This is a genomic window from Paenibacillus macquariensis (genome assembly GCF_900156375.1).
Taxonomy (GTDB): Bacteria; Bacillota; Bacilli; order Paenibacillales; family Paenibacillaceae; genus Paenibacillus_AQ; species Paenibacillus_AQ macquariensis.
Window position 1 is genome coordinate 283447 of the sequence record NZ_FTNK01000005.1, and the last position, 13389, is coordinate 296835.

Below are 13389 nucleotides of genomic sequence, written 5' to 3' on the forward strand. Positions count from 1 at the left end.
TGGTTAGCTCGTGAAATCTAAAGTAGGCGTGTTGGTTATGTCATACGGAACTCCGGAAAGCTTAGAAGGAATTGAAGCTTATTATACGCATATTCGCAGGGGGAATGCTCCAACACCGGAACAACTCCAAGATTTAACTAGTCGTTATGAGGCTATCGTGGGTGGTGTATTCCCTCTTCGCGAGAATACGAATCAACAGGTAACTGAATTACAATCAGCGCTTAACCGAAGCCAAGAACAATCCGAGATTGAGTATGTTTGTTACCAAGGACTCAAACATGCATCGCCACTCATTGAAGACGGTGTGGAGCAAATGGCTAATGACGGTATCAAGCGTGCAGTTGGTATCGTGTTAGCACCCCATTATTCCATTATGAGTGTAGGTAGCTATATCAAACGTGCTCAGGAGAAAGCTAAGGAACTAGGTATAGAGATGTCCTTTGTTGAAAGTTATCATCTCCATCCTAAGCTGATTCAGGCACTTAGCGAGCGTGTAAGTGCGAAGCTTGATCAATTCGAGGAAGCGGGAGCAGTTCGCGAGGAAGTAAGAGTATTATTTAGCGCACACAGTTTACCTAGCCGAATCGTCGAGATGGGAGATCCCTATCCAGAGCAGCTTCTGGAGACTTCACGTGCTATTGCTGAGGCGACTGGAGTTACTTCGTGGCAGTTCTCTTGGCAAAGTGCAGGGCGGACGGCTGAGCCATGGCTAGGACCTGACATTCTGGATACACTTCAAGAACTGAGTGTAGAACAGATCGAGAATGTGCTTGTTGCACCTGTAGGTTTCGTATCTGACCATTTGGAAGTATTGTACGATCTGGATATCGAGGCTCAAGCCATCTCGAAAGAACTGGATATGCGTTTAATGCGTATTGATTCGCTGAACAGTGATCCTCTCTATATGGAAACCCTTCGTGATGAGGTTCTGGCTGCTTTAACAAATTCATAATTCGGTTGTAAATAGGAACTCCCGAAATTTTTCGGGGGTTCTATTTGTTTAGGTGAACCTGATATAATGGAAAGCGATATGGTTTGAACATTTCTAAGGTTTTAAGAAGGAGTGAATAATGTACCCACCACGTTCTGATAAAGGTAAAGCTACAAGAAGAGTTAAGAAGAGGCGCTTAAGAAAGTCATGGGTGCTACTTAATTTATTTCTGGTTACGATGATTGTGATGTTACTTTCTTATTACTGGTTAACCCAAGATACTCAATCGGCTCAACCATTGGACTCATCAACTAATACTTCCACAGAGCTTCCACCTACAGCAGATAGCCCTAATCTCGATACGGGTAGTTCACCTAAGGAAACAGAGAAGGTTCAACCTATAACGAAGGATGAAACCAAAGAAACAACGAAGGATGAAACAACGAAAGAAACGGAAACCGTTAAGCTTGAATCACCTAAAGATTCCGAAATAATTAAAGAACACAAATTATCAGAAGAACCCAAAGAAACTGGAAAACCTGTTGAATCGAATGATCCGAACAAGATCGTAGCGAATGCAGATACCATTCTTAATTTCCACTTTGCAGGGGATATGATATTCTCCGGTAAAGTAGAGGGTAAACTGAAACAAGAAGGGTATGATTATCCCTTTAAATACGTAGCGGACCTTTTTCAAAAAGATGACCTGACGATCGCAAACCTAGAAACACCTGTGACGACAGCGGGCGTAGGGGCGACTAACAAACAATATGTATTCAAGTCCTCTCCTAAGGCGCTAGATGCCCTGAAGAAGGCGGGAATGGATGCCGTAGGTCTTGCTAATAATCATATCTTGGATCAAGGTATTCCAGGACTGCTGGATACGTTGAAACACTTGGAAGAGAGTAAGCTTCAGTATGCGGGTGCTGGTAAAAATGCAGATGAAGCCTATGCGCCAGAGTATTTCACACGTCAAGGTGTAAAGATTGCGCTTGTAGCGGTCAGTCGTGTGGTACCTGATACCGATTGGTTTGCATTAAAAGGCAGACCGGGTGTAGCTTCAGCATATGATCCTACTGCTGCGCTACAATCTATCGCTACGGCCCGCAACAATGCAGATATCGTTATTGTTATGGCACATTGGGGAGCAGAACGAGCTTTGATTCCTAATGTGAATCAGACGCAGCTAGCACATAAATTCGTAGATGCTGGTGCGGACTTGGTCATAGGATCTCATCCTCATGTACTTCAAGGGCTTGAGCAGTACAAGGGCAAGTGGATTGCCTATAGTACGGGTAATTTCATTTTCACTAAATCGGCAACCCCATCGACTTGGAAGACGGCTGTCTTCGCAACCACATGTACGCCGAAGGGAGATTGCAAGATCAAACTTATTCCTTTCCACGCTGAAATAGGTCAACCGGTACCGATGTCAGATGAAGAAGGGCAACAACTGTTTAAAGAGATTCAGGCCTTATCTATTGGTGGTGTGACAATTAATAAAGATGGTACGGTCGTTAAGCCTAAATCATGATTTCGTCAAACCTTGAGGAGGTTGAAGAGTTGTGAATAATTTATGTGTAGCTCATAGAGGATTTTCATACATTGCTCCAGAGAATACCATGGCAGCGATAACAATGGCCATGGCACAATCTTTTGTACAATGGGTTGAGATTGATACACAACTATCGATGGATGGTATACCCGTTGTTATTCATGATTTCACGCTGAATCGGACGACGAATGGTAAGGGATTAGTGAAGGATCACACATGGGCACAACTTCAGCAACTGGATGCGGGGAGCTGGAAGGGCCCTGCTTTCAAAGGAGAACGGATTCCCACACTAGATGAAGTACTTAAGCTTAGTTGTGGGAGACTTCGTCTTAATATTGAACTTAAGACCAAGGGGGATATGTACCCGGGTCTAGAGCGAGCTGTTATGGAACGAATTGCTTATTATCATATGGAGCATGATGTCGTACTGACTTCATTTGACACAGATGCACTAAGAAGAGTGAATGAGTTAAATCCTAATTTCACAACAGGGCTTATCATCGATGCCAGACCGCTGGATTTACTGGAGAGACTTAAAGAATTGAAATGTTCATTCCTTTCAATAGGAGCAAGTCACTTGGATTCAACGCTGGCTTCGATGCTTGTCTCGCAAGGAATAACAGTCATGGCATGGACCGTGGATGATGCTACAGGAATGAAACGTCTGGCATCTATAAATCCAGAGATTATGATTTGTACCAACCGTCCAGATGTATGGGGAGACACGTTCTTAGAACATAAACCATCTTTTTGGCATTGGAAATCACAAAAAAAGGACTGATATATTCATGGATTCAATGATTCGTAATGTCTATTGTGTTGGCCGTAACTACAGATTACATGCAGCAGAACTTGGTAATGCTGTGCCCCAAGAACCGATGATATTCATGAAACCTTCTCATGCTGTTATTCCGCTTGATCAAAGTGTTATTACATTGCCTAAAGATCAAGGTGAAGTACATTATGAAGGAGAGATTGTTATCCTCATTCATAGGGATTATGAGCCGGGGGTTACTGTGAATGAGTTAGTAGAAGTCATGGCATTAGGAATTGATTTCACGTTGCGGGATGTTCAGCAGGTTATTAAGGAGAAGGGTCATCCGTGGACAGCGGCCAAAGGGTTTAAGTCATCTGCACCACTTACGCCATTCGTTGATTTTCCAGGCACAGAAGAACTGAATGTTCAAGATTTCACGGTTATGAAGAATAAAGTGGAAGTACAGCGAGGGAATGCAAGTGATATGATTTTCTCATTGCAAAATATTGTTGATTACATAGGTTTACATTATGGATTGGGTAAAGGTGATTTGATCTTTACAGGCACACCGGCAGGGGTCGGTCCGGTATCTCAAGGCGACCAATTTGACCTCTTATGGGGAGACAAACAGCTGGGAAGCTGTATTATTGGATAAATGATCATGTGGATTATTGGTGGCCTATGCGCTTTGTTAGTATCCACTGTAGCTTATTGGAAGAAGTCTCTTACGTTATCAGGTGCGCTTGCAGCGACGATTATGGGAACCGTCTATTTTGCAGCAGGAAGTCTATTCTGGTTCGGTATTTTACTTGTATTCTTTGTCTCTTCCTCTGTGCTATCCAAGTTCCGTCAAAGTCATAAGGAAGAGATGGAGAAATCGTATGCGAAGACGGGTCGGCGCGATGCTGGACAGGTATTAGCAAATGGTGGGTTGGGCATGTTGCTGTGTATACTGAATGCCATATGGCCTCATCCTGAATGGACATACCTGTTTATTGGAATTATGGCAACGGTGACTGCAGATACATGGGCTACAGAAATGGGAAGCTTAAGCACTAAACCTCCACGTTCCGTGTTGAATGGTAAGGTATTGACTGTTGGAACCTCGGGGGGAGTATCGCTCTTAGGAAGCATTGCTGCTGCAGTTGGTGGAGCGATGATTGGTGGTGGAGCTTGGGTTCTGACATTCCTATCAGACACATCCGCACCTATTCAAGGGCGTGCACTTCTGTTATGGATACTATTAGGGCTTGTCTCAGGATTCGCAGGAGCCTTTACAGATTCCTTATTAGGAGCATCGATTCAAGTGATGTACAAGTGTCATGTCTGTGGTAAAGAAGTTGAAGTAGTACATCATTGCAACAAACCTACCGTACAGCTTCGAGGATGGCTCAGATTGAATAACGATGCGGTCAATGTGTGGAGTTCCGTCGTCGGAGGAATGGTTGCTTGTATAATTGGATTATATATGGGATTATAAATGGTTGATAATAAATGGTACAATAGGTTGGAATGTTTGTTATTCAAATATGATAAGTTAGTAGGGAAAAATAGAGATGAATATATTGACAGTTGAACATATAAGTAAGAGTTATGGTGAAAAGGTATTATTTAAAGATGCATCCTTCGGTATGGAGGACCAGGATAAGATTGGAATCGTAGGTGTGAACGGAACAGGGAAATCAACATTCCTACGTATTATTGCTGGTTTAGAAAAGCCGGATGAAGGTCAAATTTCTAGTGGGAATGGCGTTAGAATTAGAACACTCGCGCAGAATCCTGATTATGACCCGGAAATGACCGTATTACAACAAGTATTCCAAGGTAATGATCCGCAAATGAAAGTCGTTCGTGACTATACAGAAACGATGGATTTGCTAGATCTTGATCCTTCAAATGAAGAAGTTCTAGAGAGATTGTTGGAGCTCAATCAGGATATGGATACACTACAGGCTTGGAATCTTGAAAGTGAAGCGAAGATCATTCTGAATAAACTCGGACTTACACAGTTTGAAAGTTTGATGGGAACGCTATCTGGTGGACAACGCAAGCGTGTAGCATTGGCTAATGCCCTAATTCAACCTTGCGAATTGTTGATCCTGGATGAGCCTACGAACCATATTGATACGGATTCCGTAGCATGGTTGGAGCAATATTTACAGAAGCGCCGTGGTGCGTTACTCATGATTACCCATGACCGATATTTCCTTGACCGTGTAGCAAACGTTATGTTGGAGCTTGACTATGGGCGGTTATTCCGATACCAAGCCAATTATTCAGCATTCTTGGAATTGAAAGCAGATCGCGAAGACAGAGAAGCATCTACGGAACATAAGAGACAGAATTTACTTCGTTCTGAGCTTGCTTGGATGCGTAAGGGACCCAAAGCGAGATCTACCAAACAAAAGGCGCGGATTGATCGGTATGAAGAGCTAAAAGATCAGCAAGTTGTACAACGCGCTGGATCGATGGATATGTCTGTAGCTTCAAGCCGTCTCGGTCGTAAAATTCTAGAGATTGATCATTTACACAAAACCAATGAAGGGATCACTCTTATTGAGGATCTTACTTATATTGCTGTGCCGGAAGATAGAGTGGGAATTGTTGGTCCTAACGGAAGCGGGAAATCGACGCTACTTAACCTTATTGCCGGTAGACTCCAGCCGGATGCTGGAGAGATTAGTCTAGGTTCCACAGTGAAGATTGGTTACTTCACACAAGAGCATCAAGAGATGAATGAGAAACAACGTGTTATTGAATACATCAAAGAAGTGGCAGAAATCATCACTACGTCAGATGGAAGTACGATTACTGCGGGAGCGATGTTAGAACGTTTTCTTTTCCCGCCAGTTCTTCAATGGACACCGATCGCGAAGTTATCCGGTGGAGAGAAGAGACGTCTATACTTACTAAGAGTACTCATGGGAGCGCCTAACGTTCTTCTTCTTGATGAACCGACGAATGATCTCGATATCCAGACATTAGCTGTCTTGGAACAATATTTAGACGAGTTCCCGGGTGTCGTATTTACAGTATCGCATGATCGGTACTTCCTAGACCGTACGGTAGATAAGATTGTTGCTTTTGAAGGAAATGGAGACCTTAGAGTTCATGTCGGTTCATATACGGAGTATGAGGAATGGATGGCTAAGAATGTTTCCAAAGGATCAGATCGTAAGCGTGTAGAACCTGCTGAACCTGTTTCCAAACCAACACCTGAACTTAAAGAAGTGGTTAAGTCTGCGGTATCAACTGAGAAAATCAAGTTCACTTTCAAAGAGCAAAAGGAATTTGATCAGATTGATAGCTTAATTCTGGCATGTGAACAGAAAATAGTGGATCTTAACACTAAGATGGAAGCTGCTTTTAGCGATTCAGCACTTCTACAAGAACTTATGACCAAGCAACAGGAAGCACAACAAGAGCTCGAACATCTCATGGAGCGTTGGACATATCTAAATGAAATAGCAGATAAAATGTAAAGAGTGTACATTTAAAAAATAGATATAACAAAAGGGACTGTTCCAAAAGTCGAAATACGACTTACTGGAATAGTCCCTATTTGTATTAAATGATTATGACTGCAAGTAAGCTGCAAGCAACTTTGTTGTATTTAAGACCGCTTGCTTATGTGTGCGCTCCATGGCATGAGAAGCATGCACTCCTGGACCGATCAAAGCGGCACGGATGTTGTTCCCAGCACTGAGTGCGGCAGAGGCATCAGATCCATAGTGCGGATATATGTCGACAGCATAGGGGATATTCTCTGATTCAGCTAATGCGATAAGACGGCTTGTCATCTCATAATCATAAGGGCCTGAAGAGTCTTTAGCGCATATAGATACATCTGTTTCCTTACAACTCAGATCATCACCAATACAACCCATATCGACTGCAATCATCTCCACAATATCGTCTGGAATGGATGCAGCTCCGTGCCCAACCTCTTCATAATTGGATATCAGAATTTTGACTGTTGTACGTGGTTTCCAGTTCTCACGTTTCATAGATTCTAGGATACCAAATAGAGCAGCTACACTGGCTTTGTCATCGAGATGGCGAGACTTAATATGTCCACTATCCGTGATGATGGACCTGGGATCGAATGAAATAAAGTCACCTACAGCGATTCCTAACTTCAATACATCATCTTTCGATTCTACTAGTTCATCAATACGAACTTCCATATGATCTTCTTGTCGTTTGAAATCACGAGCATCACTGTAGACGTGTACAGAAGGATGTGTACTTAATATAGTTCCGGTATACGTCTTTCCGCTACGTGTATGTATCGTACAGTATTCGTTCTCAATAGCCTGTAGCATGAAACCGCCAACCAACGTAAGTCGAAGGGTACCTTCGGATTTAATCGCACGAACCATTGCACCTAACGTATCCACATGGCCACTCAGACCTATCGTACGGCTGTTATCATGACCCTCTACGGTTAAGATAGCCCCGCCTTTATGATTCCATGTAAGAGGCACTCCAAGAGCTGTAGCTTCCTCCTCTATATATTTCATGACTTGAGTAGTGTATCCGCTCGGACTAGGTGTGTTTAGTAACTTCTGAAGTAAGGTTAGTATATATTTCTCATTTGGTTGAATTGACAATTGATGCATCCTCCTTAGGATCTACTGGGGTGTCTGATGTATTTACTGGGGAAGGCGAATAACCTGTTGCTTGGATGACATGATTAAGCTCGCTCGCCAAACGTTTAATTTCCCGTTGGAGCTTATATTGTCTGTAGATCCCATACGAACCTACGATGATTCCTCCGATAAGCGTACATCCTATGATAAGTAGAATGAGGGGAAGACTGATTACATTGAAAAAAAAGTTAACCTCAACGGGATTCACGTTAATGACAGCAAATAAAGCTGTTAATAGGGCAAACACAAGTCCAGCAATTAAGGACCATTGCATTTTCATATAAGCACCTCCTAAAAGTGTTTTTGTAGCGACCATCTTGTTAAGTCCATCGTAAAAAAACTTGTATCGAACAGCATAGGCTCCAATGATAGTATAAAATCCCTTGACCGATTGGACAAGGGATTTATTAACGATTGTTCATATGACTATTATTTGGTGAGTTGCTCCATTTGTGTAATTAATTCTTCGAATACGCTCATTGCTTCACGAATAGGTTGCGGTGAGGACATATCCACACCTGCTTTACTCAGGATATTAATGGAGTAATCACTACCTCCGCTTTTGAGGAATCCAAGGTAACGGTCAACAGCAGGTTGGCCTTCTTCTAAAATTTGTTTAGAGAAGCTAGTTGCTGCAGAGAAGCCAGTAGCATATTTGTATACATAGAAACTGTTATAGAAGTGAGGAATACGAGCCCATTCCATTGCGATCTCTTTATCGACTGCCATATCTGAACCATGATATTTAACATTTAGATCATAGTAGATATCGGAGAGTGCCTGAGGGGTAAGGGTCTCACCTGCCTCAGCGTGTTCATGAATAAGTTTCTCGAACTCTGCAAACATAGTTTGTCTGAATACCGTTGTGCGGAATTGGTCCGCATAGTAGGTAAGTAGATACATTTTTTCTTTAGGATCGGTTGATTTCTTCAATAAATAATCCATCAACAGTGCCTCATTTGTAGTGGAGGCCACTTCCGCTAAGAAAATCGTGTATTGTGCATCACGATAATTCAATGCCTTATCTGAATAGTAAGAGTGTAACGCATGGCCCATTTCGTGAGCTAAGGTAAACATACTGTTCAAATTTTCATTGTGGTTCAATAGGACATAAGGATGAGTACCATAAGCGCCCCAGCTGTAAGCGCCAGTTCGTTTGCCCTCATTCTCGTATACATCGATCCATCCGTTATCGTAGCCTTCTTGTAATGCACTTAGATAATCTTCTCCAAGTGGTTTTAAGCCTTCTTTAATGGTCTTCTTTGCTTCTTCATAGGTAATGTCCATTTTGTATTCATCTACAAGTGGAGCGAAGAGATCATACATGTGTAATTCATCGACGCCAAGAAGTTTCTTACGAAGTTTCATGTATCGATGTAACAAAGGCAAGCTCTCATGAATGGTGTCAATTAGATTCGTATAGACTTCCTTCTGAATATTGTCACCGTATAGAGACATTTCAAGCACAGAAGGATACTTACGAACGGTTGAATAAAAAATATTTTTAGTTACATTTGCACTTAATGTTGCGGCAATGGTGTTTTTTTGTTTGCCATAAGTTTCATAGACCGCTTTGAAAGCACGACTACGAACGTCACGGTTAGGACTTTCTAGATATTGAATATAGCTACCATGAGTTAGCTCAACTTCTTTGCCATTCTCATCTTTAATTTTAGGGAACTTCATATCAGCATTGTTAAGCATTCCGAAAATGTTTTGTGGTGCTTGAGATAAATTACCTACTTGTGCAAGAAGAGCCTCTTCTGTCTTCGATAGAACATGAGCTTTCTCACGCTTCATTTCTTGAAGTGTAAATTTATAGTCACTTAAGGTTGCATCAGCAATGAAAGCATCTAATTTATCATCTGGTAGTGCCAAAAGTTCAGGTGTAACGAAAGATAATGCTTCACCAGCGGCAACACTTAATTTTTTTCCTTTTTGGGTTAAAGCTTGGTATGTAGGGTTAGTTGTGTCCTCATCAAGGTGCATATGGGCATATACGTAAAGACGTTCAACGTCGAAGGAAATTGCATCATCTAGAATAAAACAATCCTTCACAGATTGAACCGTATCTAACTTACCTTGAAAGTCAGATGCTTTCGAAATTTTCTTCTGAACTTCTTTGTAAGATTGGTCCCAAGCAGATTGGTCTTTAAATAAATCTTGTAGGTTCCATTGATTGTCCTTGGATACTTCAGAGCGTTTCAATAATTGATCCATGGGAATCCTCCTTAAATGTTGTGTGAGTAAAGGTTGGGTTCCTGCTGAGGCTTTGATGGGTAGAGAATAAGGACTGGACATAATACTTATGGCGATGATGAGTGATACAGTCTTGGTTAGTTTCACCAGAGTTGTACCTCCTTTACATATGCAATCAGCCTGTAGTATGTCCAGTCCTACAATAAATTATTAATATTCTCTCATCAAACTTAGGAACCCATGTTTATAAAACTGAATACGATTAAGATAAAGGCAATGAGGATCATAATGATGGCGGTAAGAGCCATCCAACGCTTCAATGAAGGCGGGATAGAGTTCTTACCCATGATTAGGACACCACCTAAAGCAAAAGCTAAGATAATAAAAATGAGAGTGCTACTTGGGTCCATTGGTGATTATACTCCTTTAAATGCAGCCATTAACTCGCGCCACTCGTCTTCTTTATCAATAAATTCTTCTTTAGGGAACCTAATGTTTGCCCAATGCATGAGTGCAGGCCGACTTAGAAAAGTCTGAGTTTCTTCTCCCCATTGATCAGAGATTTCGCGAAGAACGAGGTATTTCCCTTGAACTTCGATGGTCATCATATTCCAGTTGTCTTTTTTGTATATTTCATGTTTTTTAATCATATGCACATATCTCCGTTTGCTCTTTTGATAAAATGATAACGCAGACACACTTATAAAAGCAAATAAAAACGGAGATATCCTAATAATTACTGTGTTGCATAGGTTGGAATTCATGAAGTTTTTTATTTACAATCGCCAAATATGGCGATATTTTTAGGAGGTTGTTCATTTGAAGGGAACAGTTAAATGGTTTAATGCGGAAAAGGGTTATGGTTTTATTCAGGTTGAAGGTGGCGAGGATGTATTTGTTCACTTTTCTGCCATTCAAGGAGAAGGTTTTAAGACATTAGATGAAGGTCAAGCGGTTGAATTCGAAGTTGTGGAAGGTAATCGTGGACCTCAAGCGGCTAACGTAATTAAATTATAAAGAAAAGATCAGTCATTTTAAGAATGAAAATATATATGATAAGCGCGATTCTCTTTACAGAGAATTGTGCTTTTTTTGTTATTATTCGTGTGAATAATGTCTGTAATGCCTTTGACCGATTCAACAACGAAATGATACACTAGAAGGGATGAAACATACAATTTTATAGGGAGCGCTACCGTTATGAAGTTTAAATTGTTTAAAGATCGCAAAGGGAAAGCAGATCAAGCCAAGAATAATAAATTCGTAAAGCTTGGCCGTGAAATTTATGTGCAAGCTCGTAAAGGTGGACCTAATCCGGATGCAAACTTTGGCTTGAAGACAGCTATTGCGAATGCTCGTCAGATTAATATGCCTGTAGATAACATTGAACGTGCTATAAAGAAAGCTGCCGGTAACGGTGATAATGTAGAATACGACGAAATCTATTATGAAGGTTACGGTCCCGGTGGCGTAGCTATCATGGTGAAATGTTTGACTGATAACCGTAATCGTACAGCTGCGGATGTGAGATCCATCTTTAATAAACGTGGTGGTAACATGGGTGAGTCTGGTTGCGTTTCTTACATGTTCGATCAGAAGGGCTTGCTTGTTATAGATCGTGAGAAGTTTGAAGATTTGGATGAAGATACACTTATGCTACAAGCAATTGAAGCTGGAGCTGATGATGTCATTACGAATGAAGAGAGTTTTGAAGTGATAACTCATCCTCATGAGTTTGAAGCAATCAAGAGTGTTTTGGAAGAAGCTGAACTTGTATTCAGTAGCTCTGAAGTGCGTTGGATTCCTCAGAATACGATCGAGGTTGAAGGCGAGAATGCAGAGAAATTGCTACGTATGATGGACCTTTTTGAAGACAATGATGATGTTCAAGATGTCTATACTAACTTTGAAATTAGTGAAGCAGAAATTGAACGAATTGGTTAACAATTTTACGTACCATCATAAAAAATGCACTGACCTTGGAACTTAACCAAGGGATAGTGTATTTTTTTGCGATAAGCTTCTAAGCCGATGGGTAAGTGATGTTTTTACTGAAAATCGACAAAATTTCTGAATTTTCTGAATATATAACAATAAAGATGTGAAAAAGTGACTTTGTTTATTTGTACAAAATGGTGGTACATATTATAATAATGATGATTTGAATTATGAAATAATTAGACAACCATGTGGAGGCACCGTCATTGAAAGATAATGAGCAACGCCTAAATCAAGTTCCTAGTAATCCATTAAGTCTAATGAGTCGAGTATATAAGCATATTTTGCCAGAAGTACGGAAGGAATTGAGCGCTTGGCGCAAGCTAGCAAGCGAAATACCAGATCCAGAGCTCCGTATGCAGGCACTTGCCAGCATTGACACGAAACAATTTCATTGTCAGGGTGGTGCTGTATATGCATCCATTGATCCCCCGTATAGAAATGTGTTAATTCGTCTCATTGTGTCGTATCAGACCATTAGTGATTACCTTGATAATTTATGTGACCGTAGTACATCTATGGAAGCTGAGGATTTCAGATTGTTACATCAGTCCATGTTAGATGCAGTGGATCCTGACGCATTGCAACATGATTATTATGCTTTGCATAAGGAATTCGATGATGGTGGATATCTAACTGATTTAGTTAAGACCTGCCAGAGTTGTATTGGAATGCTTCCAGGTTATTCTGCTACCCTACCTTATATAAGGGATCTAGTAAGTTTGTATACGGACTTACAAGTGTACAAGCATATTCATCCGGATGGTAGAGAAGAAGCGCTACTGAATTGGTGGTCCATGCACAAACACCGAACGCCTCATTTGGAATGGCAGGAGTTCGCTGCTGCTACAGGGTCTACACTAGCTGTTTTTATGCTGTTTCTTGCTGCAACTGATGCCGGATTGTCCGATGATGGAGCAGCGTCCATTCATACATCTTATTTCCCACATGTGTGCTGTCTGCATATTATGTTGGATTACTTAATTGATCAGGAAGAGGATCGGTCAGGTGGTGATCTTAATTTCTGTAATTATTATAAGAATACAGAAATGATGTTAGATCGGATCACCTTCCTTGTAGAGTCTGCAAGAAAGGATGTTACTACAATCCCTTCGACTCCTTTTCATCGAATGATTATTGAGGGGCTATTGGCTATCTATTTATCCGATCCCAAAGTAAGCGAGCAACAGGAAGTTGTTATGGCATCAAAGCAATTGATGAAAGGAAGTCCGCTTACCCGAATCTTCTTCTTCATGAATAGCCGTTGGATTCGTAAACGTTTGTATAAGTAATACAC

14 protein-coding genes are annotated in these 13389 nt (G+C 41.1%); 9 read left to right on the forward strand and 5 right to left on the reverse strand.

Annotation, left to right across the window (positions count from 1 at the left end):
* Positions 1-10: 10 nt before the first annotated feature.
* From hemH to BW961_RS12165, 6 genes are all read left to right on the forward strand, one after another.
* The gene (gene hemH / locus BW961_RS12140; RefSeq protein ID WP_068587226.1) at positions 11-952 is read left to right on the forward strand and encodes a ferrochelatase; all 942 of its coding nucleotides are present in this window, start codon (positions 11-13) and stop codon (positions 950-952) included.
* Positions 953-1070: 118 nt separating this feature from the next.
* A complete protein-coding gene (locus tag BW961_RS12145; protein ID WP_068587227.1) occupies positions 1071-2465 on the forward strand; it encodes a CapA family protein in 1395 nt (464 codons plus the stop codon).
* A gap of 31 nt (positions 2466-2496) precedes the next feature.
* Positions 2497-3267, forward strand: a complete 771-nt coding sequence (locus BW961_RS12150; RefSeq protein WP_068587229.1) for a glycerophosphodiester phosphodiesterase — start codon at positions 2497-2499, stop codon at positions 3265-3267.
* Positions 3268-3274: 7 nt separating this feature from the next.
* A complete protein-coding gene (locus tag BW961_RS12155) occupies positions 3275-3898 on the forward strand; it encodes a fumarylacetoacetate hydrolase family protein (RefSeq protein ID WP_068587230.1) in 624 nt (207 codons plus the stop codon).
* A 3-nt stretch (positions 3899-3901) separates the two neighbouring features.
* Positions 3902-4723, forward strand: a complete 822-nt coding sequence (locus BW961_RS12160) for a DUF92 domain-containing protein (protein WP_068587367.1) — start codon at positions 3902-3904, stop codon at positions 4721-4723.
* 76 nt (positions 4724-4799) lie between these two features.
* Positions 4800-6725 carry an ABC-F family ATP-binding cassette domain-containing protein gene (locus BW961_RS12165; RefSeq protein WP_068587232.1) on the forward strand — a complete coding sequence of 642 codons (1926 nt, stop codon included), beginning with the start codon at positions 4800-4802 and terminating at the stop codon, positions 6723-6725.
* A 93-nt stretch (positions 6726-6818) separates the two neighbouring features.
* On the opposite strand, the gene BW961_RS12170 is transcribed toward BW961_RS12165, so the two are convergent.
* The 5 genes from BW961_RS12170 to BW961_RS12190 all read right to left on the reverse strand — a co-directional run bounded on the left by BW961_RS12170 (position 6819) and on the right by BW961_RS12190 (position 10744).
* Positions 6819-7856, reverse strand: a complete 1038-nt coding sequence (locus BW961_RS12170; RefSeq protein WP_068587233.1) for a M42 family metallopeptidase — start codon at positions 7854-7856, stop codon at positions 6819-6821.
* Entirely contained in the window at positions 7837-8175 is a 339-nt protein-coding gene (locus BW961_RS12175) for a LapA family protein (RefSeq protein ID WP_068587238.1), read from the reverse strand. Before BW961_RS12175 ends, BW961_RS12170 begins: the two co-directional genes overlap by 20 nt.
* Positions 8176-8324: 149 nt before the next feature.
* Complete coding sequence (gene pepF / locus BW961_RS12180; RefSeq protein WP_068587239.1) at positions 8325-10115, reverse strand: oligoendopeptidase F; 1791 nt, start codon at positions 10113-10115, stop codon at positions 8325-8327.
* 209 nt (positions 10116-10324) lie between these two features.
* Positions 10325-10504: a hypothetical protein gene (locus tag BW961_RS12185; RefSeq protein ID WP_068587240.1), complete on the reverse strand. Its 180-nt coding sequence runs from the start codon at positions 10502-10504 to the stop codon at positions 10325-10327.
* 6 nt (positions 10505-10510) lie between these two features.
* On the reverse strand, positions 10511-10744 hold the full coding sequence (locus tag BW961_RS12190; protein ID WP_068587241.1) for a hypothetical protein: 234 nt from the start codon (positions 10742-10744) through the stop codon (positions 10511-10513).
* Between the two features lie 169 nt (positions 10745-10913).
* On the opposite strand from BW961_RS12190, the gene BW961_RS12195 reads away from it, so the two are divergent.
* The 3 genes from BW961_RS12195 to BW961_RS12205 all read left to right on the forward strand — a co-directional run bounded on the left by BW961_RS12195 (position 10914) and on the right by BW961_RS12205 (position 13384).
* Complete coding sequence (locus BW961_RS12195) at positions 10914-11111, forward strand: cold-shock protein (RefSeq protein WP_068587242.1); 198 nt, start codon at positions 10914-10916, stop codon at positions 11109-11111.
* Positions 11112-11294: 183 nt separating this feature from the next.
* Positions 11295-12038: a YebC/PmpR family DNA-binding transcriptional regulator gene (locus tag BW961_RS12200; RefSeq protein WP_068587244.1), complete on the forward strand. Its 744-nt coding sequence runs from the start codon at positions 11295-11297 to the stop codon at positions 12036-12038.
* 314 nt (positions 12039-12352) lie between these two features.
* Complete coding sequence (locus BW961_RS12205; protein ID WP_068587370.1) at positions 12353-13384, forward strand: tetraprenyl-beta-curcumene synthase family protein; 1032 nt, start codon at positions 12353-12355, stop codon at positions 13382-13384.
* Positions 13385-13389: the final 5 nt, after the last annotated feature.